Origin of the sequence: Xanthomonas sp. NCPPB 3583 (assembly GCF_041475715.2) — a bacterium.
GTDB lineage: Bacteria > Pseudomonadota > Gammaproteobacteria > Xanthomonadales > Xanthomonadaceae > Xanthomonas > Xanthomonas euvesicatoria.
Genome location: NZ_CM191263.1, coordinates 4,976,296 through 5,001,413, shown reverse-complemented (window position 1 = coordinate 5,001,413; position 25,118 = coordinate 4,976,296). Strand labels below are relative to the sequence as shown.

Genomic DNA, 25,118 nt, shown 5'->3' with positions numbered 1-25,118 from the left:
CAACGTGTGATCATCTGTTGCCGGCCGCGGGGCGCAGAAAAGCGCCGTGCTCGCAGCCCGGTAGTGAAAAGAGGATGGACCAGACTAGCACCGAGGGCAGGGTTTTCCCAGGGTTATTCACAGGGCCATCCACAGGCCGCCGCCGTCCTCTTCCGCGGTAAGGCAAGCAGGGTGTTGACCTGCGGCGCGGCAGGCCTATAGAATTGCCGGTTCTATTCGTCTCCATTCATGCAGAGGGCCCCATGGCCACCAAGCGTACTTTCCAACCCAGCAATCTCAAGCGAGCACGCGACCATGGTTTCCGCGCACGTATGGCAACCGCCGACGGCCGCAAGATCCTGGCTCGCCGCCGCGCCAAGGGCCGCAAGCGCCTGAGCGCTTGATTGCCGCGCCGCTCCCTGCGGCCGAGGCAGTCCCTACCGTGAACGCATCGAACCCGTGCAGGCGATTTCCTCGCTCTGCGCGGGTTCGTACGCGTGCGCAATATACGATCGTTTTCGATACTGCACGTCGCACCTCGGACCCACTTCTAAGCCTGCACTGGCGCACCGGCGATACACCGCCGCGGCTGGGCATGGCCGTGTCGCGCAAGGTCGATACGCGCGCGGTCGGACGTAACCGCATCAAACGTGTGCTGCGCGATGCCATGCGGCATCTATTGCCCGAGCTGGCCGGTGGTGACTACGTCATCGTGGCGCGCTCGGCGGCGGCAAAAGCGACCAATCCACAGATCCGCGATGCCTTCGTGCGTCTGCTGCGCCGTGCCGGCGCATTGCCCCTGCCTGCTGCGCCCGGCACAATGCCGCCCGCCAGGACGGTGCGCCCATCCTCCCCTTCCCCGACAGAGCCGGAACTGTAGTTCCGACTGAGCGAGTTGCTGCCCGATGAACCAGACCCGTGTTTTCCTGATTTTTGCCTGGCTGATGGTCGCGGCGTTGCTGTGGATGGAGTGGGGCAAGGACAAGGCGGCTGCCAATGCGCCGGTGGCCGCGGCGACCCAGGCGGTGCCGGCGGCGCGCGATCCGGATGCGGCAGCGCCGAGCGCGGCCAATGTGCCTTCGGCCCAGCCCATTCCGCAGGCCGGCGCGCCGGGCACGGTGCCGGCGACCAGCAGCACTGCGGCAACACCGGCTGCAGCCGGCGCTGCGCCGGTGGTGACCCTGACCTCGGATGTGCTGCGCCTGAAGCTGGACGGCCGCAGCGTGCTCGATGCCGAGCTGCTGCAATTCCCGCAGACCAAGGACGGCACCGCGCCGGTCAGCCTGCTGACCGAAGATCCGGCGCACCCGTATAACGCCACCAGCGGCTGGGCCAGCGAGCATTCGCCGGTGCCGGGTGTAGGCGGCTTCCGCGCCGAGCAGCCGGGCACGACGTTCGAAATGGCCAAGGGCCAGAACACGCTGGTGGTGCCGTTCGTCTGGAATGGCCCCGACGGCGTCTCGATCCGTCGCACCTTTACCCTGGAGCGCGGCCGCTATGCCATCTCGATCAAGGACGAGGTGATCAACAAGAGTGGCGCGCCGTGGAACGGCTACGTGTTCCGGAAGCTGAGCCGGGTGCCGACCATCCTCAGCCGCGGCATGACCAATCCGGATTCCTTCAGCTTCAATGGCGCGACCTGGTACAGCCCGCAGGAAGGCTACGAGCGGCGCGCGTTCAAGGACTACATGGACGACGGCGGCCTGAATCGCCAGATCACCGGCGGCTGGGTAGCGCTGCTGCAGCACCACTTCTTCACCGCGTGGATTCCGCAGAAGGACCAAGCCTCGCTGTACGTGCTGGCCCAGGACGGCCCGCGCGACGTGGCCGAGCTGCGCGGCCCGGCCTTCACCGTGGCACCTGGCCAGACCGCCAGCACCGAAGCGCGGCTGTGGGTAGGCCCGAAGCTGGTCAGCCTGATCGCCAAGGAAGACGTCAAGGGCCTGGACCGCGTGGTCGATTACAGCCGCTTCTCGATCATGGCCATCATCGGCCAGGGCCTGTTCTGGGTGCTGAGCCATCTGCACAGCTTCCTGCACAACTGGGGCTGGGCCATCATCGGCCTGGTGGTCCTGCTGCGCCTGGCGCTGTATCCGCTGTCGGCTGCCCAGTACAAGTCCGGTGCCAAGATGCGCCGCTTCCAGCCGCGCCTGGCGCAGCTCAAGGAGCGCTACGGCGACGATCGCGTCAAGTACCAGCAGGCGACGATGGAGCTGTTCAAGAAGGAAAAGATCAACCCGATGGGCGGCTGCCTGCCGCTGCTGATCCAGATGCCGATCTTCTTCGCGCTGTACTGGGTGCTGGTGGAGTCGGTGGAACTGCGCCAGGCGCCGTGGCTGGGCTGGATCCAGGATCTGACTGCGCGCGACCCGTACTTCATCCTGCCGCTGCTCAACATCTCGATCATGTGGGCGACGCAGAAGCTGACCCCGACCCCGGGCATGGACCCGATGCAGGCCAAGATGATGCAGTTCATGCCGCTGGTGTTCGGCGTCATGATGGCCTTCATGCCGGCCGGCCTGGTGCTGTACTGGGTGGTCAACGGCGGGCTGGGCCTGTTGATCCAGTGGTGGATGATCCGCCAGCACGGCGAGAAGCCGAGCAAGATCATCCAGGCCAACGCCAAGTAAGTACACGAAGGCCCGCCGCAAGGCGGGCTTTCTGCATATCAGCCCGCATTGAGTGCCTGTTGTCTCTTTCGCCAAGGACGCCGTCGTGACCACATCGCCGTTGCATCGCCTGTTGCTGTGCGCAAGTTGCGTCGGAGTGCTGGCACTGGCCGGCTGCGGCACGCAGGACGCCAGCGATGCTGCCGGCGCTGCGAAGCCCGCGGCTGCAACGAGCGCTGGCACGCAGGCGGACAAGACCGGGAACGCCACCGGTGCATTGATCGCGCAACTGCGCGAACAGCTGGACCGGCACCGCCGCATCATCGTGCTGCTGGCCGATGAGGACAAACAAACGCCACGCGATCGCGCCACCTCCAGCAGCGTGGGCCAGCAGTTGTTTCATGAAAACCTGGAGCAGCGCGAACGCATTGCCGCATCGTTGGACACGATTCTGGCTTCCAAGGATGCACGCCGGTTCGCGACGATTGCCGCAGTGCTGGACGAGGTGGAATCTGCGTCGGATCTGTTCGATGCCGACCGCCTGGCATTTGCCGAGGTGCTGCGCGATCTGCATGCGCGCATCGGCCGCGACTCTGCATTGCCGGCGGTGAAACTGCATCAGCGCATCGGCGAGGATCTGGAGGCGCTGGACGAGATCGAGCGCAGCTACAACAAGGAGTTGACGCAGATCTTCAGCCGTTTCGATCGCAGCCGCGCCATCGTGCCCAAGCGCGAGAAATGGGGCGACTACGTGGCGCAGTTGCGCACGCTCTATACGCGCGAGAACATCCTGCGCGACCATGGCGTGGTCGAGCCGTACCCGTTCGCCGCGCGCGACAGCGACAGCGAAGTGTTCGGCCGCGACCTGCCGCCCAAGACAGTGGTGCTCACCTTCGACGATGGCCCGCACAAGGCCTACACCGAAGAGATCGTGGCGATTCTCAAGCGCTACGATGTGCCCGGCGTGTTCTTCGAAGTGGGGCGCAACCTCGGCAGCCTGGATGCCAACGGCAAACCGCAACTTGCGCCGCTGTCGAAGATCAGTCATTCGCTGATGGAAGAAGGCTATGCGGTGGGGAACCACAGCCTCACCCACGCACAGTTGTCCAAGACCACCGGCGATGCACTGCGTCGCCAGGTTCTGGATACCGACACCTTGCTGCGTGCAGTGGACGACAAGCGCGCGCCGCTGTTCCGGTTTCCGTATGGCGCACGCAATGCGGAAGGCTTGCAGCTGCTGGGCGAAGCCGGCCTGAAATCGATCATGTGGAACATCGACTCGCTGGACTGGGCCGATCCGGTGCCGGAATCCATCGTGCAACGCGTGCTCGATCAAGTGAACAAGGAGCAGCGTGGCATCGTGCTGTTTCATGACATCCACGACCGCGCAGTGAAGGCGCTGCCGCAGATTCTGGATCGTCTGATCGCCGACGGTTACCAGTTCGCCGGCTGGAATGGCCGTGAGTTCTCGGTCGCGCGCGCACCCGGCGCGGCGGCCGATGCCACGGTGACCATCGGCTATGCGAAATCGTGGGCGATCGTGATCGGCATCGACGACTACGCGCATTGGCCCAAGCTGGAATATGCGGCCAACGATGCGCAGGCGATTGCCAGTACCCTGACCGGGCCGTTGGGATTTCCGTCCTCGCAAGTGATCGTGCTCAAGGACGGGCAGGCCACGCGCAACAATATCCTGGCCGCATTCCACGACCGCCTCGGCGAAGGCCGTGCACAAACCAACGACCGCGTGTTCGTGTTCTTTGCCGGGCATGGCGCCACACGACGGCTCGCTTCCGGTCGCGATCTGGGTTACATCATTCCGGTCGACTCGGACCCGCAGCATCTGGCCAGCGATGCGATCGCAATGAGCGATTTGCAGAACATCGCCGAAAGCCTGCAGGCCAAGCACGTCTTGTTCGTGATGGATGCGTGCTACAGCGGGCTGGGATTGACGCGTGGCGGGCCGACGTCCAGCGCGTATCTGCGCGAGAACGCGCGGCGCATCGCGCGCCAGATGCTCACCGCCGGCGGTGCCGATCAACAGGTGGCCGATAGCGGGCCCAATGGGCATTCGGTGTTCACCTGGGTGCTGTTGCAGGCATTGGCTGGCAAGGGCGACCTCAATGGCGATGGCTTGATCACCGGAACCGAACTGGCCGCGTACGTGGCGCCCGCGGTGTCGGCAGTCTCGGCGCAGACGCCGGCATTCGGCAGCCTGCCCGGTTCGCAAGGCGGCGAATTCGTGTTCCAGGTTCCCAGCGGCGAAGAATTTCTCACTGCGCAGACCGCGCAGCTGTCGGCCGATGCGATTGCGCTCAACTCACGCGTGGACGCAGCACGTCCTGTGCCCGCCGCAGCCGGTGTGGCAGTGGCTGCAGTGCCGGTGACGGTGAAGACACTGCAAGGTGGCCAGGCCACGCTGGTGTTGCCCACCGCAGCGAAGAGCAGCGATCGCCAACGTGCACAACTGGCCAACGAACGCGGCCTGCAGTTGTACAAGGAAAAACGCTATGCCGATGCGGCCGAGCAATTTGCCGAGGCACTGAAGCTGCGCCCGGATTTCGCGCTGGCGGCCAACAACCTGGGCTTTGTGTATTACCGTCAGGGGCGCTTTGCCGAATCGGCGCGCTGGCTGGAAAATACCTTGAAGATCGATCCCTCGCGCGCGGTGGCCTATCTCAATCTCGGCGATGCATATGCAAAGGCAGGCGATCGCGACAAGGCGCGCAAGGCCTATGCCACGTACCTGGAATTGCAGCCGCAAGGCAGTGGTGCCGAGCAGGCGCGCGCACAGCTGCAATCGTTGTGACCGGACGCGCGACACGACATGGCGTGCAGACGCCAGACAGCGCGGATGTCGTCATGGGAGGTGATTCAAAAGTGCCCGCAAATATGTGGGTCGGCGCTGTTGGCTGCGCCGTTTAAACTCCAGGTGTCCTTTTTCAATCCACGTAGAGCAGTGCCCATGTCGTCTTCCGCTTCGACCATCGTTGCCATCGCCAGTGCTGCCGGAATCGGCGGCGTGGGCATCGTGCGCCTGTCCGGGGCGCAGTCGGTGCAGATTGCAGCGCAACTGGGAATTGCGCGGATGCAGCCGCGGCATGCGCACTACGCGCGTTTTCGCGACGGGCAGGGCGCCATCATCGACGATGGCATTGCGCTGTGGTTCAACGCGCCGCACAGCTTTACCGGCGAAGACGTCGTCGAGCTGCAAGGCCATGGCAGCCCGGTGCTGTTGCGGCAACTGGTTGCCCGCTGCATCGAACTGGGCGCCCGCCAGGCACGCGCCGGTGAATTCAGTGAGCGTGCATTTCTCAACGGCAAGCTCGATCTTGCGCAGGCCGAGGCGATCGCCGACCTGATCGCAGCCGGCGACCTGCGGGCGGCACGCGCCGCGCGGCGCGCACTGGACGGGGTGTTTTCGCGACGGGTCGATGCGGTGGCGGACACACTGACCCGCCTGCGTATCCACGTGGAAGCGGCCATCGACTTTGCCGACGAGCCGCTCGACACCTTGGGCGGCAACCAACTACGCGATGGTCTGGGTCAGGCGCGCAACGTGCTCGCCCAGCTGCTGCGCGATGCCGAACGCGGACGCAAGTTGCGCGACGGCCTGCATGCGGTGTTGATCGGTCCGCCCAACGCCGGCAAGAGTTCCTTGCTCAATGCGCTGGCCGGTAGCGATCGGGCGATCGTCACCGATGTCGCCGGCACCACCCGCGACACCTTGCACGAAGCCATCCAGCTCGACGGCTTCGAGTTGACCCTGGTCGATACCGCCGGCCTGCGCGATGGCGGCGATGCGATCGAACGCGAAGGCATGCGCCGTGCACGCGCCGAGCTGGAGCGCGCGGACCTGGCACTGGTGGTGCTGGATGCACGCGACCCGCAGGCCGCCCGCGATGCCATTGGCGATGCCATCGATGCCGTGCCGCGTCAGCTGTGGATCCACAACAAATGCGATCTGCTCGGCAATGCCGTATCGCTCGATGCCAATGCGATCGCTGTCTCTGCCGTGACCGGACAGGGACTGGAGCAATTGCACATCCGCCTGCGCGCGCTTGCGCTCGGCGATGGCGTGGACAGCGTCGAGGGCGAATTCTCTGCCCGCACGCGGCATGTGCAGGCGCTGCGTCGCGCCGAACAACACGTGGACGCTGCCGATCTGGAACTGGGTTTCGAGCAGCTGGAACTGGCTGCCGAAGAACTGCGCCTGGCGCATGAAGCACTCGGCGAGATCACCGGAAAGCTCAGTGCCGATGACCTGCTCGGCAAGATCTTCTCGAGTTTTTGCATCGGCAAGTGATGCGGCGATGCCCAGCGCGATGAGGCGCGCGGGAACCGTCGGAACCGGCCGCATCCAGACGCAGCTGCCGCCGCACATCATCTGCGTGGACGGCGATGCGGGCGCAAACTCTCGCACGTCGTCCGAGCACTGCAGGCGCATCGGCCATGCGCCTGCCGTGGACTACATTACCCCAGGCAATGCGGTCCCTAGCGCTTGGTTTTCCGCGTTGCACGCAGCCACCGAGGACGCAGCCGGCTGCTTGGCCTGCGCCTGTTCGATCTCGCGGCGTGCGGCGGCCAGGTCTTTTTCGAACGCAGGATTGGCGTGCAATGCGGCGACCGTGGCAGCGCCTACCACGCGGCCCTGGGTGACATCGCTCTGCCAGTGCACGTTGCAGACCAGGCGGCTGTCGCCGAAGGCGCGGCCGCGCGCGAGCAGGGCGTCGCGGTGGGCGGGGGCGATTTCGGACAGGATCAGGCCCCAGGTCCAGCCGATGGCGGTGTGGCCGGAGGGGTAGGAACCGTTCTTGCGCAGGGCCGCGTCATCGGCCGGGGTGCACATCGGTTGCGCGTTGCGCATGAACGGGCGTGGACGCTGATAGAGTGCCTTGGCGGCGCTGGTCGCGGTGCTGGCATCGCGCATGCTGCGTTCGAGCAGACGGATCAGATGCGGGGTGCTGGTCTGGTCGATCTGTATGCCGAGCGCGCAGCTGAAGTGCGTGGCCGCAGCCGGAAAGCTCAGCACCGCGTCCTGCGCGGCCAGCTCCCAGCGCGGTGTCCCGCGCAGGGCGAGCATGGCCTTGGCGACTGCCTCGTCGTTGGCGAGCGCAGCGCTGCCCTCCTGCGGTGGCGGTGGCACCAGCTGCACGCTGTCGGGCAGTTGTTGTTTCTCCAGGTACCCATGCGCGTCGGTGGCTAGCACCGAATCTTTCGCGGCTGCCTTGTCCCGTGCACTTGCGATGCCGCTGCCGATCAACAATGCGGCGATGGCAACGCTGACCAGCGTCCGGTGAGAGTGGCAAGCAATGCGCTGCGACATGGCAACCTCAGACAACACGAATGGAAGAGCCCGCAGATTACGACGGCTCGATGACAGCTGCATGCCAACGCGACGCAGCAACGGCCAGGGATGCGAAACGGTTGTCGTTGCACTGTCATGTTTCGGTCGCATCGACGCAAGACAACTGTCGCACGCTTGCCGCCAACTTTTGACTCGTCCCCAACGCCGCTCATGCCCAAGACCCATCAGTTAAGTGCCGCCGTTCTCGCCGCGCTCGTGCTCGCGCCTGCCGCTTACGCCGCCGACCCTGAGGTGTCTGCCGATACCGGTGCGACCGTGCAGCAACTCGATGCGGTGTCGGTGATCGGCCAGGGCGAAACCCGCCAGGTGCAGCGCATCACCCCGCAGGACATTGCGGTGTTGCCGCCGGGCACCAGCATCCAGAAGCTGCTCAACCGCATGCCGGGCGTAAACGTGCAATCCAACGATGCGTTCGGTGCCAACGAAGAATCGCAGACGATCAGCCTGCGCGGCTTCAACGGTACGCGCCTGGGCTATACGCTCGACGGCCTGCCGTTGGGCGACAACGCCTATGGCAACTACAACGGCCTCAACATCAGCCGCGCATTGATTGCGGAAAACTTCGGCGGCGTGGAGCTGGCCTCGGGCATCGGTGCGTTGGGCACGGCGTCGACCAGCAACCTGGGCGGTACCATCCAGTATTACTCGGCCGATCCGTCCAGCGTATTCGGCGGGCAGGTGTCGCAGACGGTGGGCTCCGATGCCAATCGGCGCACCTTCCTGCGCGTGGATACCGGCGATTACAACGGGTTTTCGGCGTATGTGTCGGGCATCAATGCCGAAGCCGACATGTGGGCGCGCCCGGAATCGCCGACCACCACGCGGCAGTTCAATGCCAAGGGCGTGTACCAGTTCGATGGCGGCAAGCTGACCGCATTCGCCGATACCTCGCGTACTTCGCAGGCCGACTATGCGTACCTGTCCAAGAGCGGCATGGCGCGCGGCCTGGGCTGGGACTGGAATCTGTACGCGCCGGACTGGAACCGCGCATTGGCTGCGGCGTATTGCGCACCGGCCACGCGCAATGCCGCGCGTTGCGGTTTCAGCGGCGGTGTCGACAACATCGACGATGCGTATTACCAGAGCCGCGCCTTGCGCGACGACGACCTGTTCTACGTGGCCGGCGATTTCCGGCCCAACGATGCGATCAGCCTGCACACGCAGGTCTATCACCACGAAAACAAGGGCCAGGGCCACTGGTGGTCGCCAGGGCAGGCGTCCAATCCGGGTACGCCGCAGGCATTGCCGATCTCCATCCGCAGCACCAATTACTGGATCAACCGCACCGGCGGCATCGCCTCGCTCGGTTGGGACCTTGGCCCGCATCATCTGGAAGCGGGCCTGTGGTACGAGCGCAATCACCACGATGTGGAGCGCAATTTCTACTGGATCGATGGTCCGGTCAGCGACGACAAGTTCCTTCAGAATCCCAATCGCCGTTTGTTCTCGCAGAACTACATCATCACCACGCGGCAGTTCTACGTGCAGGGCAATTTCAAGTTCCTGGATGAGCGTCTGAGCCTGGACCTGGGCGTCAAGAGCCCAAGCACCGAAATGACCGCGCGCGAGACGCCGGGCGTGGCAGTGGAAGCGCCGGTGGCCACCGGTTCGCTCAAGGCCAGCGAATCGGTGTTGCCGCAGATCGGCGTGGGCTATCGCCTGGCCGAAGGCCAGGAAGTGTTCGCCTCGTACGCGGAAAACATCGCCGCGTTCCAGGGCGGCGGCGCCGGCGGTCCATTGCTGGTGACCCAGGCCTCGTTCGATGCCAGCGTCGGCGCATTGGAGCCGGAGAAATCGCGCACGCTGGAAGCGGGCTATCGCTTCGTGCGCGACCGCTTCGAAGCCTCGCTGGTCGGTTACGACGTCACCTTCGATAACCGCCTGCTTTCGCTCAACCCCTGCGCCAGCATCCAGCAGGGCACCACCCCCGCATGCACCACGCGCTTCTTCAACGTGGGCTCGGTGAGCAGCCGCGGCGGCGAACTGACGGTGATCTGGAAGCCGACCAGCTACCTGCAGTGGTACAACTCGGCCTCGATCAACCGTTCGACCTACGACGACAACTACGTGCAGAACGGCGTGGTGATTCCCACCGCCGGCAAGTACACCGTCGACACGCCCAAGCGCATGTTCGCCAGCGAACTGGCCTTCAATTACGGGCCGTGGAATCTCAACCTGCGCGGCAAATACACCGGCCAGCGCTACTACACCTACACCAACGACCAGGGCTTCGGCGGCTACACCGCCTTCGATGCGGGCGGTGGTTATGACTTCGGCCAGGTTGGCGTGCTGCAGGGGCTCAAGCTTTCGCTCAATGTCACCAACCTCACCGACAAGCGTTACGCCTCCAACCTGACGGCCTTCGCCAATAGCGATCCCAACGGCCGCCAGCTGGCCTTCCATGCCAGTGCACCGCGGCAAGTGTTCTTGACGCTGGATGCGAAGTTCTGAGGACGGGAATCGGGATTGGGAATCGTAAGAGCCGGTCTTGCGGTTGCTTACCGAATTCCGGTTTCGATCGACGCAGACAGTTTCAGGCTGGCGAACAAGACGTCGCGAGTGATGTTCCGGCGGGTGCGGACGATGCAGCGGAAGCGGGATGTACAGTCGTACCTCCCGCGCCGCCTATCGACCAGACTCGCCCGGCGGTCAGGCGTCGATTCGGTACCTGTTTTTCGTTGGAGAGATGCATGATGCAGTTCGGTCGTATCTGGTTGGTGGGAGCGATGATGGTTGGCATGAACGGCCCGGCAGTTGCCGAGGCGCCGCTGGCCAAGACGGTGCAGATCTTTGCGCACCGCGGCGCCAGTGCGCTGCGTCCGGAACACACCCTGGCCTCCTATGCCAAAGCCATTGTCGATGGCGCCGATTTTGTCGAGCCGGATCTGGTGTCCACCAAGGATGGCGTACTGATCGCGCGGCACGAGAACGAGATCGGTGGCACCACCGATGTGGCCAGCCACCCGGAATTCGCTGCGCGCAAGACCCGCAAGACCATCGACGGTCAGGCGATGGAAGGCTGGTTCACCGAAGATTTCACCCTGGCCGAGTTGAAGACGCTACGTGCGCGCGAGCGGCTGCCGCAGCTGCGTGGCACGCGCTGGGACGGGCAATTCCAGATCGTGACCTTCGAGGAGATCATCGATTTCGTCGCCGCAGAATCGGCAGCGACCGGCCGCACGATCGGGCTGATTCCGGAGATCAAGCACCCCAGCTATTTCAAGGCGCTGGGCCTGCCGATGGAAGACAAGGTGCTGGCCACCTTGCAGGCGCATGCCTATACCCGGACTGCGCCGGTGATCATCCAGTCGTTCGAGACCGGCAATCTGCGCTATCTGCGCGACAAGATCGGGCGCACCAGCAACATCGGCCTGCTGCAGTTGCTCGGTGGCGCGCAGATGGCGCTGCCCGCCGGCACGGACGATGCGCCGAAGACCTACGGGCAGATGATCACGCCCGACGGCCTGAAGCAGGTCGCGACATATGCCGATGCGATCGGCCCCGACATCCGCAGCATCATCCCGCTGGATGCGCAGCAACGTTTGGGCGCGCCCACCAGCCTGGTGCACGACGCACATGCGGCCGGGTTGCAGGTGCAGCCGTATACGTTCCGTCCAGAAAATTATTTTCTGGCCGCCAACAACCGCAGCAGCGGCGCGGTGACCGAGCGCAACGACGCCGGTGCGTTGGTCGAGTTGCAGGCGTATCTGGATGCGGGCATCGATGCGTTCTTCGCCGACGACCCGGGCCTGGCGCGGCGCGCATTGAGCGGGCGCCCCGCGCGCTAATCAGCATCTGTAGGAGCGCGCCAGAGCGCAACGGGCTCTAGCGGTACAGCCCGTCGCGCGCAGGCACGCGCCTACGCAGGGCAGAGCAACGCCGTCGATCGCGCGAGCGGAGCAACGGCGTTGATTGATTCGAAAGTCGCCTGAAAATTTTTTAGGCACCTGGCGGCCGTTCGCGCGGCGGGAAATGCAGCACCACGCTCTGCGAGCCATCGTCCTGGCGCTGCCACAGCACCGGCACCTGACGCGGCGGTGGCGGTTCCAGCATCGCGTGTTCGGAGTTGCTCACCTCCCAGGCAGCGTCTTCGTCCTCGTCTTCCCAGCTGTAGCGCGGCTTGGCCTGTTGCGGGTCGCGCAAGCGCAGCAGCAGGGCGGCGATCAGGCCGGCCACCGCACCGCCCAGATGCGATTGCCAGGACACGCCGGCTTCGTGCGGCAGGATGGTCATCAGCATGCCGCCGTAGAACAGGAAGGCGATCATGCTGGTGGCGATCGCGGGGCGGTCGCGGCGCAGCAGGCCCAGCACGAACACCAGGAACATCAGCCCGTGGGTCACGCCGCTGGCGCCCAGATGCCGGCTGCCGGGTTCGCCCAGCAGCCATGCGCCCAGGCCCGAGCCCAGCCACAACAGCGGCAGCGCCATGACGGTGGCACGCGGATACACGCTGCCGGCCAGCGTGCCCAGGATCAGCAGCGCCGCGGCGTTGGCGCCCAGGTGGGCCAGCGAACCATGCAGCAGCGGTGCGGTGAGGATGCCGCGCAGGCCGTCGGCCTGCAGCGGTGCCACCGCCCAGGCGCGCCAGTCGAACATGCCCTGGGCGGTGAACACCGCCACCAGCAACAACACGGCGGCCAGGCTGATGTTGAAGGCACGCAAGACCCGGTAACGATCCAGGCGAGCTTGGGTGGTGGTTTCTGCGGCGGCAACAGGATGCGGTGTCATACCTTCACGGATGGCGTCACGCGGGGTTTTTACAAGCTGCCCGGCGCGGGATAAGCAGGCCCGGCGACGGGATAATCCAATCCCGGCGCCGATCGTTGGCGCATCCGCCTGCGCCGCATCACGGATGATCTGTTGCTTGGCTGCAGGGTCCTTGCCCGCCCACCATCGCCGGACACGCTGCACGTACGTCCTTGTAAGCTCTGGCGCGGCATCCATGCCGCGCAAGGTCCCGCGACGGTGAGCGGGCAAGGACCAAGGGAGATGGTCGTTGCGCCTGTTTTCAACAAAGCCACCTGCAACTCTTTGGTGCAGTGTCCTCGCCGCTTGCGGGACCGATGGCGGCATGGATGCCGCCATCGAGCCCCCAGGGATGGGTTCACGGTGTGTCCCGCGAGCGGTGAGGGCACCGCGCCCTCGACTCACCTGGCTTTTGATTGTTGATCTGTCGCTTGGCTGCAGGGCCCTTGCCCGCCCACCATCGCGAGACACGCTACACGGACGTCCTTGTAAGCGCTGGCGCGGCGTCCATGCCGCGTAGGGTCCCGCGCCGGTGAGCGGGCAAGGACCTGTCGAGTTGGTCGACGCGCATGGTTGCCAGCAGTGCAGGCTGCGCCACCAATCCCGAATCCCGACTGCCCAATCCCGGCCCCTCAGTGCCCGGCAGGCTTGGGCGGACGCAGCAGGCTCAGCACGATGGTCGCCACCAGGATCGCAACCACCACGCCCAGCGACACCAGCACCGGGATCTTGTACAGATCGATGATCATCATCTTGATGCCGATGAACACCAGGATCACCGCCAGGCCGTAGGGCAGCAGGTGGAAGCGGTCGGCCATGCCGGCCAGCAGGAAGAACATCGCGCGCAGGCCCAGCACCGCGAACACGTTGGAGGTGAGCACGATGAACGGGTCGGTGGTGATCGCGAAGATCGCCGGGATGCTGTCCACCGCGAAGATCACATCGATCACCGCGATCAAAATCAGCACCACGAACAGCGGCGTAAACCAGCGCTTGCCGTCCTTGATCACGCTGAGCAGGTTGCCGTGGTACTGCGGGCTCAGGCGCAGGTGCCCGCGCATCCAGCGCAGCACCGGGTTGGCTTCCAGATCCGGCTCCTTGCCGGCGGAGAACCACATCTTGATGCCGGTCAGCAGCAGGAACGCACCGAACACGTAGAGCAGCCAATGGAACTTGGCCAGCAGCATCGAGCCGGCAAAGATCATGATCGCGCGCAGCACGATGGCACCCAGCACGCCGATGATCAGCACGCGCTGGCGCTGTTCTTCGGGCACGCCGAAGTAGGTCATCACCATCAGGAAGACGAAGATGTTGTCGACCGCCAGGGATTTTTCCACCAGGTAGCCGGTGAGGAACTGCAGCCCGATCTGGTCGGCCTGGGCGTCGCCGACGCTGCCTTGCAGGTACCACCACAGCCCGGCATTGAAGGCCAGCGCCAGCAGCACCCAACCGATGCTCCACCAGGTGGCTTCCTTGAAGGTGACCTTGTGGGCGCCGCCGTGGCGCATCAGCACCAGATCGATCAGCAGCGCGGCGATCACCACCACCGCGAAGCCACCCCATAACCACACGTTGCCAATGGTTTGCATAAGAATCCCGAAAAAAGTGAAAGCGGCCTGGACAGCCGGCGGGCTGAGGCCTTGTGACACGGAAATCGTGGATTCCGGGTGACGGACCTTCGCCTGCGCGGCGAAGGTCTCGCTCGCAACCGGCCGGGCCGGTTGCCGTTGCACCGGAGCGCTGCACATGGCGGGCTCGTAATGACGGCGACAACGCTGGGAGCTACTCCCCTTCTGCGCCCGATTCTGCGTGCACGGCGCAGGCACGTCAATCCAGCCGGATACAATGGGCCGATGAATATTCCAGTCCCCGTCGTCCGTCTCAAGAATGCCTGGCGCTCCAGCCACCCGTGGATCTTCCAGAAGCTGGTGGAAAAGCCCGCCGCCAAGCCCAAGCCCGGCACCATCGTCGATGTGGTCGGCGTGGATGGGGAATGGATTGGCCGCGGCTTCTACAACGGCCATTCGCGCATTGCCGTGCGCATCCTGGAAACCGACCAGTCGGTACCGGTGGATGCGGGCTGGTTCTCGCGCAAGATCGCCGCGGCAGTGAGCCTGCGCCGCGACTGGCTCAAGCTCGATGGCGTGTCCGACGCCTGGCGCGTGGTGCACAGCGAGGGCGACGGCCTGTCCGGCCTGGTGGTGGACCGCTACGGCGACCTGGTGGTGGTGGAGTTCTTCGCCGCCGGCATGTTCCGTCATCGCGAATGGATCTACGAGGCGCTGCGCGAACAGTTCCCTGGCTGCCGCTTCCACAGCTTTGCCGACGAACATGTGCAAAAGCAGGAAAGCTTCGATTTCCACGGCAACACCACCACCGAAGCGGCGGTGATCACCGAGCACGGCATCAAGTTCCGCGCCGACCCGGCCGGTGCGCACAAGACCGGCTTCTTCGCCGACCAGCGCGACAACCGCCAGTGGCTGAGCGAGCAGGTGGAAGGCAAGAGCGTGCTGGACCTGTGCTGCAACACCGGCGGCTTTGCGGTGTATGCCGCCGCCCGCGGTGCGGCCGAAGTGCTGGGCGTGGACATCGACGAAGACGTGATTGCCATTGCCAAGGGCAACGCCAAGCTCAACAACGTGCGGCCCAAGTTCGTGCAGGCCGACATCTTTCCCTGGCTGCGCGATGCGGCCAACCGCGGCGAGCAGTTCGATGTGGTGATCCTGGACCCGGCCAAGATGACCCGCGACCGCGATCAGGTGATTCCGGCGCTGAAGAAATACCTGGACATGAACAAGCTGGCCTTGGGCGTGGTCAAGCCGGGCGGCCTGTTTGCCACCTTCTCGTGCACCGGCCTGGTGGCCGAGCAGGAGTTCCTGGACATGCTGCGGCGCGCGTCGTATTTCTCCGGGCGCACCATCCAGATCCTGAAGGTGGCCGGTGCCGGTCCCGATCATCCGTTCATGGCGCACGTGCAGGAATCGCGCTATCTGAAAGCGGTGTTCTGCCGGGTGATGTAGCAGCGCGTTGCGGCGAAAGACGCCCGCTGCCGTGTGGCAGGCAGCGTCTTTCGCGGCGCGATGCCATCGCCGGCCAGCAGTAGGTCAACGCAGACATGCAACCAGGAGCCGGCAGCCGATGACCTCCAGCGACGAAGACGAACGCAAGGCCCTGCGCCGCTTGCTGCGGCAGATCGAGCGGCCCAATGCCAGCCTGCTGGCCAGCAACTGGCCGGTGTTCGGCGTCTGGCTGCTGTTTTCCGGGGCCTTCATGTATCTGTTCCAGACCGGCGACGGTTCGCCGCTGCACCCGTTGCTGCTGGCGCTGGGCTCGACCTGTCTGGGCGTGTTCGGTGCGTGGATCGTGTTCCGTTCGGTGTGGGCGCGGCAGTGGCCGCATGTGCGCGAACACATCGATGTGGACAGCGTGCGCGCGCGTCTGGCAGAACTGGACGACTGAGCGATACAGCGCGCGAGGCGGTTTGCTCGCGCTGCCAGGCAGATCAAACCGATCTGCAACGACGAGCGGCCGCCCGCGCCGTGGTTGCCGGCATGGCGGCGTCGCTCGACAGCATCGCGCGTGCGCACGCCATCGGCATCGCCGCAGAACTGCGCTTGCAGCGCGCGTATCGCACGCCACGCCGTGCGGATCGACCGCAGCGCTGCAGCGTCCCACGTGTGGCCGCAGTGCGTGTAGCCAGCCGCTATGATCGGCTCACCCCCACTGCCTGTGAGATCGCATGCACCTGCGTTCGCTTTGCCTGTCTGCCACGTTGTTGCTGGCCGCTGCGCTGCCCGCACATGCGCTGGAGTTTTCCAAGGCCGAACTGGCGCGCGCGACTGCCCTGCAGAAACGCCTGGTCACGCTGGATTCGCATCTGGACACGCCTGCCAATCTGGAACGCGCCGACTTCGACGTCTTGCAGGCGCATGCCGGCAACCGCCTGTCCCAGGTGGATTACCCGCGCATGGTCGAAGGCGCGCTGGATGGTGGGTTCTGGGCGGTCTACACCGGGCAGGGCGATCGCAGTGCAGCCGCGCACCTGGACGATCGCGATGCCGGTCTGCAGCGCCTGCTGAAGATCCACACATTGGTGGCCGCGCAACCGCAGCGTTTTGCACTGGCCACCACGCCGGCCGATGCCGCGCGCATCAAGGCCGCCGGCAAGCGCGTGGTGTACATCAGCATGGAAAACGCCAGCCCGCTGGTAGCCGACCCCACCTTGCTGCGCTTCTATTACGCGCAGGGGCTGCGCTTGATGAGCACCGTGCACTTTCTCAACAACGAGTTCGCCGACTCGGCCACCGACCCCAAGGGCGCGGAGTGGAACGGCCTGAGCCCGGCCGGCAAACAGCTGGTGCAACAGGCGCAGGCGTTGGGCATCGTGATCGATCAATCGCATGCCTCCGATGCGGTGTTCGACCAGTTGATCGCGCTGTCGCCGGTGCCGATCGTGCTCTCGCACAGCGGTGCGCGCGCGGTCTACAACCACCCGCGCAATATCGACGATGCGCGCCTGAAGGTGCTGGCCGCGCATGGCGGGGTGATCCAGGTCAATTCCTACGGCGGCTACCTGGTGGACAGCGGCGCCAGCCCCGAGCGCAAGGCCGCCGAGAAGGCGCTCACCGACCAATACGGCGGCTGGGAGCACGTCAAGATCGCCGACGGTACCAAGCTCAGCGCCGCGCTGAAGGAGCTGGATGCGCGCTACCCGATCAAGCGCGCCACCGAAGAAGACTTCTTCGCGCATCTTGAGCACTTATTGGCAGTGGTCGGGCCCGAGCACGTGGGCATCGGCATGGATTGGGACGGCGGTGGCGGGGTGGTGGGCCTGGAAGATGTCTCCGACCTGCCGCGCATCACCGCGTGGCTGTTGCGCAAGGGCTACACCGAGCAGCAGATCGCCGGCATCTGGGGCGGCAACCTGTTGCGGGTGATGGGCCAGGCGCAGGCGTATGCGGCCGGGAAACGGGAATCGGGAGTGGGGAGGTAGTGCTGGGGGACCAGGGATTCGGGATTCGGGAATCGGGATTCGCAAAGCCGAGGCGGTGTGTCGTGTGGGGCTGGGTGCTGGCCGCCGGCTTGGTTGTGGGTGCAGGGCTGGGGTAGAGGCAGCGTTGCTGCCGCGGGCTCCTTCGCCGGATGGGCTGGTTGGGGCGCGCGCGGAGTGCGCCGCTAGGTGTCAGCCAAGCGGTGGGTCACGGGGCGCCGTCGCTGCATCGGGGCGGCCAGCCCTGCACCAACAGCATGGTGGCTGTTGCGTTCCGAACCCGGCACACGCCGGGAGCGGTTGCAGTTGATTTGGGCATTTGCACGAAAATTTGCGCGTGTCAGCCCGCAGACAGGCAACACCCTGACGATGATTCCGGGAAAACGCTCAATCTAGAATGCGTCGACCACCTGCCTGGTGTCGGTGCTGCCGCACTGCGCACCGGCTGGCCTTCCGACTGCTGGAGCGTGCGATGACCCAAGCCACCCGGCCCCTGCCGCCCTCCGATGACATGGGTCCGACCTACCGCAAGATCCTGTGGCGGCTGATCCCGTTCCTGTTCGTCTGCTACCTGTTCAATTACCTGGACCGGGTCAACGTGGGCTTTGCCAAGCTGCAGATGCTGGGCGACCTGGGCATGAGCGAGACCGTGTACGGGCTGGGCGCGGGCATTTTCTTCATCGGTTACCTGGCCTGCGGGGTGCCGAGCAATCTGATCCTGCAGCGCATCGGTGCCCGGCGCTGGGTGGCGATCATGATGGTCAGCTGGGGCCTGCTCTCCACCTGCCTGCTGTTCGTGCGCACCCCGGCCGGGTTCTACACCCTGCGCCTGCTCACCGGTGCGGCCGAGGCGGGCTTCTTTCCCGGCATCGTGCTGTACCTGACCCGCTGGTTCCCGCGTGCCCGGCATGGCCGGGTCATGACCGTGTTCATGTCGGCGATCCCGATCTCCGGGGTGCTGGGCGGGCCGTTGTCCGGCTGGATCCTGGATCACTTCTCGGCCGGGCAGGGCGGCCTGGCCGGCTGGCAATGGATGTTCCTGTTGCAGGGCCTGCCGACCGTGTTGCTGGGCATCGGGGTGTGGTTCCTGCTCAGCGACGGCGTGCAACAGGCCAGCTGGCTCAACCCGCAGGAAAAACAGGCCTTGGCACGCGTGCTGGCCGAGGACGAAGCAGGCAAGCCGGCCGGCGCGTCCACCTCGCTGGGCGCAGTGCTGCGCAATCCGGCGGTGTGGCTGCTGGGCACGGTGTACTTCTGCATCCAGAGCGGGGTGTATGCGATCAACTTCTGGCTGCCGTCGATCATCCAGGGCAGCGGCGTCACCGACCCCACCCGGATCGGCCTGATGAGCGCCATCCCGTACCTGGCCGCGGCGGTGTTCATGGTGCTGATGGGCCGCTCGGCCGATCGCCGCTGCGAGCGCCGCTGGCACCTGGTACTCCCGTTGCTGATGGGAGCGGCCGGGCTGTGCATCGCCGCCAGCGTCACCGACAACCTGGCTCTGGCCCTGTTCGGCATGACCCTGGCCACGATGGGCGCGGTCAGTGGCTTGCCGCTGTTCTGGCCGCTGACCAACGGCTTTCTCACCGCCGCCGCCGCGGCTGGTGGGCTGGCGCTGATCAACTCCACCGGCCAGGTCGCCGGCTTCGTCAGCCCGTACCTGGTGGGCTGGATCAAGGACGCCACCCACAGCACCGAGCTGGCGCTGTATGTGCTGGCCGGGGCCATGCTGCTGGGCGCCGCGCTGGTGCTGCGGGTGCCGGCACGCGCGGTGAACCAGTGATGCGTCCGTCCCAGCGAGTGTGCCCATGAAGATCGTCATCGCCCCCGATTCCTACAAGGAAAGCCTGTCCGCGCTGGAGGTCGCCACCCAGATCGAGGCCGGTTTCCGCGAGGTGTTCCCCGACTGGCAGTACCGCAAGGTGCCGGTCGCCGATGGCGGCGAAGGCACGGTCGATGCGCTGGTGGCGGCCACCGGCGGGCGGGTGATCGACTGCACGGTCAGCGGCCCGCTCGGCACCCCGGTGCAGGCGTTCTTCGGCCTGACCGGCGACGGCCGTACCGCGGTGATCGAAATGGCCGCCGCCAGCGGCCTGGCACTGGTGCCGCCGGCCGAGCGCGCGCCGCTGCGCACCAGTACCGCGGGCGTGGGCGAGTTGATCCTGGCCGCGCTGGATGCCGGCGCGCGGCGCTTCATCATCGGCATCGGCGGCAGCGCCACCAACGACGGCGGCGCCGGCCTGGCGCAGGCGCTGGGCGTGCGGCTGCTGGATGCGCAGGGCGAGTCGATCGGCCCCGGTGGCGGCGCGCTGGCGACGCTGGCGCGGATCGATACCCAGGACCTGGACCGGCGGCTGCAGGACTGCCAGTTCGAAGTGGCCTGCGATGTGGACAACCCGCTGATCGGCCCGACCGGCGCCTCGGCGGTATTCGGCCCGCAGAAGGGTGCCACCCCCAGCATGGTGCGCCAGCTCGACAGCAACCTGCAGCGCTACGCCGATGTGCTGCAACGCGACCTGGGACTGCGCCTGCACGACCTGCCCGGCGGCGGTGCGGCCGGCGGCCTGGGCGCGGCGCTGGTGGCCTACCTGGGTGCGCAGTTGCGGCCCGGGGTGGAGATCGTCGCGCAGGCGCTCGGGCTGGATGCCCTGGTCGCCCAGGCCGATCTGGTCATCACCGGCGAAGGCCGCCTGGACAGCCAGAGCCTGCACGGCAAGACCCCGGTGGGCGTGGCGCGGGTGGCGCAACGACACAGCAAGCCGGTGATCGCCATCGCCGGTTGCCTGGGCAACGGCGCCGCGCTGCTGCATGGGCACGGCATCGACGCGATGTTTGCGGTGGTGCATCGCGCCTGCACGGTGGAGCAGGCGCTGGCCGAAGCCGCCAGCAACGTGCGCATCGCCGCCCGCAATGTGGCCGCGGCGCTGCAGCTGGGCGGGGCATTGGCACAGGTCGGGTCGGGGCGCGAGCGGGGCTGACGGCAGTGCCCGGGTGGCTCGGAGGGGTGGGGCACCTGCGCTTGCGTTCGGGGCGGCCTCCTGGACAGGGTGCGCGCCCACGGCATGTACGGCCGATCCGCAAAGGTAATCAGCGTTCTTCGCACCGATCCCGGGCATCGGCCGCAACTCCTCCCGTCATACACCTGCCAAACATCCGCGAAGCGAACATGCCACCGTGACCGCCCCTGATCGCGGCAACAGACCCCCGCCCATGCTCACGCTCGACCGCACCCTGGCGCAGTCCATTGTCGACCGCGCGATGACCATCATCGACGGCAACGTCAATGTGATGGACCACTCCGGCGTCATCATCGCCAGCGGCGAGCCGGCCCGGATCGGCCAGCTGCACGAAGGTGCGTTGCTGGTGCTGTCCCGGCAGGGCCGGGTGGAGATCGACGCCGCCCTGGCGCAGCAGCTGGATGCGGTGCGCCCCGGCGTCAACCTGCCGCTGATCGCCGAGGGCCGCATCGTCGGCTGCGTCGGGCTGACCGGCGACCCGCAGCGCATCGGGCAGCAGGCCGAGCTGGTGCGCATGGCCGCCGAAGCGATGCTGGAACAGGCCGGGCTGCTGCGCCTGCTGGCACGCGACGCGCGCCTGCGCGAAGAGGTCACGCTGGGCCTGATCCGGCCCGATGGCCCGACCCCGGCGCTGGCCGGCTGGGCCGAGCGGCTCGGGATCGCGCTGGACCTGCCGCGCGTGGCCGCGGTGATCGAAGTGGAAAGCGATAGCCTGGACCTGGACGCGATGCTGGTGGAACTGCAGCGCCTGCACACCCTGCTGTCCACGCCCGAGCGCGGCAACCTGATCGCCGCCACCGCGCTCAACGAGCTGGTGGTGCTCAAGCCGGCACTGGACCGGCGTGGCCACTGGGACGTGGCGGAGCAACGCCGTCGCGCGCACAGCCTGCTCGAGCGCATGCGCGCCAGCAGCCGGCTGCGGATCCGGCTGGCCCTGGGCCAGTATTTTCCGCAGGCCAACGGCCTGGCGTTGTCGCACCAGATCGCGCGCGCCACCATGCGCATCGGCAAGGCGCGCACCCCGCATGCCGACGCCTTCTTCTACGACGATTACCGCCTGCCGGTGCTGGTGGACGACCTGCGCCAGGCCTGGCAGGCCGAGGAATTGCGCAAGCCGCTGCAGGCACTGCTGGCGCAGGACCGTCGCAGTCAGTTGCTGAAGACCTTGTCGGTCTGGTTCGGCGCCGGCATGCGCATGGCCCCCACCGCCAAGACGCTGGGCATTCATCGCAACACCCTGGATTACCGCATGCAGCGCATCCAGGAACTGTGCGCGGTGGACCTGGGCAACACCGACGACTGCATGCGCCTGTACCTGGCGCTGCAGATGCGCCACGACAGCGCCGCAACCACGCCGAACACCGACGCGCACGCCCCCGACTGAGCGGCGCCACAACCGCCGCAACGCTGCCCTGTGCAGTGGCGCACGGAACGCCGCCTTGGCTGGTAGGTATGCGCAGTCCGCTAGACTGCGCGGATTGCCCGGCCGCGAGCGCTCCGTTGAACCAGTGCGATACCGTCGTGTCATCTGCGTCTAGCGAGGCCCAGCGCCTGGCACGTCTGGCGTTGTTGCAGGTGGTCGACACTGCCGCCGAGCCGTTCTTCGACGCGCTGGCCGCTGCCGCGCAGGCGATCGCCGGTACCCCCATCGCGCTGGTCTCGCTGGTGGACGAACATCGGCAGTGGTGGAAGGCCAACATCGGCCTGCCGGGGGTTTCGGAAACCCCACGCGAGCTGGCGTTCTGCGCCTACACCATCCAGGGCGATGCAGTGATGGAAGTGCGCGACGCGCCGGCCGACCCACGCTTCCACGACAACGCCCTGGTCACCGATGCGCCCGGTATCCGTTATTACGCCGGCGCCCCCATCGTGCTGCCGGATGGTTTACGCATGGGCACGGTGTGCGTGATCGACCAGCGCCCGCGCGCGCTGGAGCCGGCGCAGTTGCAGGCCTTGCAGCAACTGGCCAGGGTGGCCGCCGAAGGCCTGGAGCAACGCCGTGTGATGCTCGAGCGCGAGGCGGCCAATGCCCAGCTGCAGCAGCGGCTGCGCGAGAGCGAAGCGTTTCTGGAGCGCACCGGCCGGGTGGCCGGGGTCGGCGGGTGGGAGGTGGACGTGGCCAGCGGCACGCTGATCTGGTCGGACCAGACCTGCCGCCTGCACGATGTTCCGCCCGGTTACCGGCCCAGCCTGACCGAGGCGATCGGCTTCTATCCGCTGGAAGCGCGCGCGGTCATCACCGAAGCGGTCGAAGCCTGCGTGCGGGACGGCACGTCCTGGGATCTGGAGCTGCCGCTCACCAGCGCCACCGGGCGGCGGCTATGGGTGCACAGCACCGGCTCGGTGGAACACGTGGATGGGCGCATGCGCCTGATCGGTGCGGTCCAGGACGTGACCGACCGGCACCAGGCCGTGGACGCGCTGGCCGCCAGCGAGCGCAAGTTCCGCAAGATGTTCCAGTACAGCCTGGGCCTGATCTGCACCCACGACATGCATGGCCGGCTGGTCAGCATCAACCCGGCCGCCGCACGCTCGCTCGGCCGCAGCGTCGAGCAGATGGAAGGCCGCTCGCTGGTGGAATTCGTGCGCCCCGAGCGCCACGCCGCCTTGCGCGGGTACCTCTCGCGGATGGTGCTCGATGGCCAGGATTCGGGAGTGATCGAACTGGTGGCCGGCGACGGCAGCCTGCGCCATTGGCAGTACCACAACGTGCTGGACGTGGAATCCGACGCCACGGTGGTGCTGGCGCATGCCCAGGACATCACCAACCAGTACCGGCAGGAGAAGCAGCTGCTGGAATGGTCGTTCACCGACCCGCTGACCAACTGCTACAACCGCCGCTTCCTGGACGAACTGGACAAGCGCGACCCCAGCGTGCGCTGGGGCTGCATCGTGGTGGACCTGGACAAGTTCAAACTGGTCAACGACACCCATGGCCATCAACGCGGCGACGAGGTGTTGGTGCAGATGGCATGGTTCCTCAACCAGCCGCTGCGCACCCAGGACCGCCTGGTACGCCTGGGCGGCGACGAATTCCTGGTGTTGCTGCACCAGGCCACCCAGGCACAGCTGGATGCGTTGACGCGCGACTACATGGGGGCCATCGAGGACGCGCCGATCCGCTTCACCCTCGGCACCGCCCTGCGCCAGGACGGCGAAGCGCTGGCGGCGGTGGTTGATCGCGCCGACCACTCGCTGTATTCGCTGCGCCGCGCCCGCCGCGGCACCGGCACCAGCGACCAGCGCTGAGCCTGCGCACACCCGGAAGCTGCACCGAACCCAGGTGACCGGCTGAAATGCGTGCAGATGAATACGCGATCACCTATCATGTAAACGTTTACAACTACATGGATTGGAATGGATACCTTCGATCGCACCCAGCTCAGCCCCAAGTGGCAATTCCGCTTCGCCTTCTTCGACCGTCACGGCGGTCCCAGGGACCCTGCCTACAAAGAGGCGCTCAAGACCCTGCCGTTCGGGGAGAAGCTCAAGGTGGGCATGAACTTCTACGCGTTGTTCTTCGGCTTCATCTATTTCTTCATCCTGGGCCTGTGGCGCAAGGCGCTGGGCCTGATCGGCGTCGGCCTGGTGGTCGGCATCGTAGCCTCGTTCCTGCCCGCATCGATCGGTAACGCGCTGAGCATTCCAATGGCCCTGCTGGCCGGCATGAGCGCCAATTACGCCTACTATCTGGACAAGGTGAAGGGCAGCACCAGCTTCAACCCGTTCGAAGGCATGCGCTGGTAAGCCACCGCCGGGCGCGGACCCTCCCACCGACGCCCTGCCGCCAAGCCCGGTCCTGTGACCGGGCTTTTTTGTGGGCCAAGCGCGCCGGCCTAAGGACAAGCATATGGGCATCATTTGCATGCCAGATGGCAGAGGATCGCGGGAGTAGCGCATTCAATCCTCGCCCTACGCGACTCATGCCGCGCAGGCACAGACGCGATCGCAGCTACGCCAGGATTTGAGAATAGGCCTCGCTGCACGGCCATGCGTCCTGGGCAGCCCTCCCGCGCACGCCGCGAGCGGGTTGTCGGCGCAGGGCACCCATCCGTTGCAGATCCGGTAGCGCCACGGCTGCCGCAGCGGCGCTTGGCCCTGGAAATGGGCGCCGGACCAACTGCCATCCGGGCAGCGTCGGAAGTCATAGCCGGGCTCATCCGTTAGCGAAGCTAGCAAGGCGTTTGGGTTCAGTACTCCAAACCATTGATCCAAAAGACGTCTCTACCTCGAAGACGCGCTTGAGACCGCCCGGATTGTTGCGTCGCGGCGTGGTGCGGGTGCTGCCGCATGCTTAATCTTTGCCAACACATGACACACCGCCCTGCTGGTTTTAGATCGATCCAAGCGCGCCAATCGCCCGCAAGTGTTTGAAAAGACGTTGTCTTTCCGTCGCACCATTACCCTCG

At 66.1% G+C, this 25,118-nt stretch carries 18 protein-coding genes and 1 other RNA gene; 15 read left to right on the top strand and 4 right to left on the bottom strand.

The window, feature by feature from the left end:
- The first annotated feature begins 242 nt into the window (after window positions 1-242).
- From rpmH to mnmE, 5 genes are all read left to right on the top strand, one after another.
- Complete coding sequence (gene rpmH / locus ACCQ07_RS21375) at window positions 243-383, top strand: 50S ribosomal protein L34 (RefSeq protein ID WP_002805908.1); 141 nt, start codon at window positions 243-245, stop codon at window positions 381-383.
- A gap of 38 nt (window positions 384-421) precedes the next feature.
- A complete protein-coding gene (gene rnpA / locus ACCQ07_RS21370; RefSeq protein ID WP_007968218.1) occupies window positions 422-859 on the top strand; it encodes a ribonuclease P protein component in 438 nt (145 codons plus the stop codon).
- 25 nt (window positions 860-884) lie between these two features.
- Window positions 885-2,609: a membrane protein insertase YidC gene (gene yidC, locus ACCQ07_RS21365; protein WP_008573001.1), complete on the top strand. Its 1,725-nt coding sequence runs from the start codon at window positions 885-887 to the stop codon at window positions 2,607-2,609.
- Between the two features lie 85 nt (window positions 2,610-2,694).
- Window positions 2,695-5,397 (top strand): polysaccharide deacetylase family protein, encoded by a 2,703-nt coding sequence (locus ACCQ07_RS21360; RefSeq protein ID WP_136733102.1) that lies wholly within the window; start codon window positions 2,695-2,697, stop codon window positions 5,395-5,397.
- Window positions 5,398-5,553: 156 nt separating this feature from the next.
- Window positions 5,554-6,894 (top strand): tRNA uridine-5-carboxymethylaminomethyl(34) synthesis GTPase MnmE, encoded by a 1,341-nt coding sequence (gene mnmE, locus ACCQ07_RS21355; RefSeq protein WP_372363659.1) that lies wholly within the window; start codon window positions 5,554-5,556, stop codon window positions 6,892-6,894.
- A 162-nt stretch (window positions 6,895-7,056) separates the two neighbouring features.
- Here the strand turns inward: mnmE and ACCQ07_RS21350 are convergent, their stop codons facing one another.
- Window positions 7,057-7,914: an acid phosphatase gene (locus ACCQ07_RS21350; protein WP_071118821.1), complete on the bottom strand. Its 858-nt coding sequence runs from the start codon at window positions 7,912-7,914 to the stop codon at window positions 7,057-7,059.
- Between the two features lie 192 nt (window positions 7,915-8,106).
- Here ACCQ07_RS21350 and ACCQ07_RS21345 point away from each other — a divergent pair, with 192 nt between their 5' ends.
- Window positions 8,107-10,407 (top strand): TonB-dependent receptor, encoded by a 2,301-nt coding sequence (locus tag ACCQ07_RS21345; RefSeq protein ID WP_372363658.1) that lies wholly within the window; start codon window positions 8,107-8,109, stop codon window positions 10,405-10,407.
- Window positions 10,408-10,496: 89 nt separating this feature from the next.
- On the opposite strand, the gene ACCQ07_RS21340 is transcribed toward ACCQ07_RS21345, so the two are convergent.
- Window positions 10,497-10,571: non-coding RNA, sX9 sRNA (locus tag ACCQ07_RS21340), on the bottom strand.
- A 75-nt stretch (window positions 10,572-10,646) separates the two neighbouring features.
- Here ACCQ07_RS21340 and ACCQ07_RS21335 point away from each other — a divergent pair.
- Window positions 10,647-11,744, top strand: coding sequence for a glycerophosphodiester phosphodiesterase (locus tag ACCQ07_RS21335; protein WP_372363656.1), 1,098 nt, complete (start codon window positions 10,647-10,649; stop codon window positions 11,742-11,744).
- 151 nt (window positions 11,745-11,895) lie between these two features.
- Here ACCQ07_RS21335 and ACCQ07_RS21330 read toward each other — a convergent pair whose 3' ends face one another.
- A complete protein-coding gene (locus tag ACCQ07_RS21330) occupies window positions 11,896-12,684 on the bottom strand; it encodes a rhomboid family intramembrane serine protease (RefSeq protein ID WP_338339562.1) in 789 nt (262 codons plus the stop codon).
- 650 nt (window positions 12,685-13,334) lie between these two features.
- Window positions 13,335-14,291 (bottom strand): TerC family protein, encoded by a 957-nt coding sequence (locus ACCQ07_RS21325; RefSeq protein WP_016851395.1) that lies wholly within the window; start codon window positions 14,289-14,291, stop codon window positions 13,335-13,337.
- Window positions 14,292-14,555: 264 nt separating this feature from the next.
- Between ACCQ07_RS21325 and ACCQ07_RS21320 the strand changes: the two genes are divergently transcribed.
- From ACCQ07_RS21320 to ACCQ07_RS21285, 8 genes are all read left to right on the top strand, one after another.
- Entirely contained in the window at window positions 14,556-15,722 is a 1,167-nt protein-coding gene (locus ACCQ07_RS21320) for a class I SAM-dependent rRNA methyltransferase (protein ID WP_029820545.1), read from the top strand.
- Window positions 15,723-15,840: 118 nt separating this feature from the next.
- Window positions 15,841-16,161, top strand: a complete 321-nt coding sequence (locus ACCQ07_RS21315; protein WP_003482258.1) for a hypothetical protein — start codon at window positions 15,841-15,843, stop codon at window positions 16,159-16,161.
- 280 nt (window positions 16,162-16,441) lie between these two features.
- Window positions 16,442-17,695: a dipeptidase gene (locus ACCQ07_RS21310; protein ID WP_008573114.1), complete on the top strand. Its 1,254-nt coding sequence runs from the start codon at window positions 16,442-16,444 to the stop codon at window positions 17,693-17,695.
- A gap of 469 nt (window positions 17,696-18,164) precedes the next feature.
- On the top strand, window positions 18,165-19,475 hold the full coding sequence (locus tag ACCQ07_RS21305) for an MFS transporter (RefSeq protein ID WP_029820546.1): 1,311 nt from the start codon (window positions 18,165-18,167) through the stop codon (window positions 19,473-19,475).
- Between the two features lie 25 nt (window positions 19,476-19,500).
- Window positions 19,501-20,670, top strand: coding sequence for a glycerate kinase (locus ACCQ07_RS21300; protein WP_031425264.1), 1,170 nt, complete (start codon window positions 19,501-19,503; stop codon window positions 20,668-20,670).
- Between the two features lie 232 nt (window positions 20,671-20,902).
- Window positions 20,903-22,093, top strand: coding sequence for a sugar diacid recognition domain-containing protein (locus tag ACCQ07_RS21295; RefSeq protein ID WP_372363654.1), 1,191 nt, complete (start codon window positions 20,903-20,905; stop codon window positions 22,091-22,093).
- 116 nt (window positions 22,094-22,209) lie between these two features.
- On the top strand, window positions 22,210-23,958 hold the full coding sequence (locus ACCQ07_RS21290) for a sensor domain-containing diguanylate cyclase (RefSeq protein WP_029820551.1): 1,749 nt from the start codon (window positions 22,210-22,212) through the stop codon (window positions 23,956-23,958).
- Window positions 23,959-24,066: 108 nt separating this feature from the next.
- Window positions 24,067-24,456: a DUF2628 domain-containing protein gene (locus ACCQ07_RS21285; RefSeq protein ID WP_372363653.1), complete on the top strand. Its 390-nt coding sequence runs from the start codon at window positions 24,067-24,069 to the stop codon at window positions 24,454-24,456.
- The last annotated feature ends 662 nt before the right edge of the window (window positions 24,457-25,118 follow it).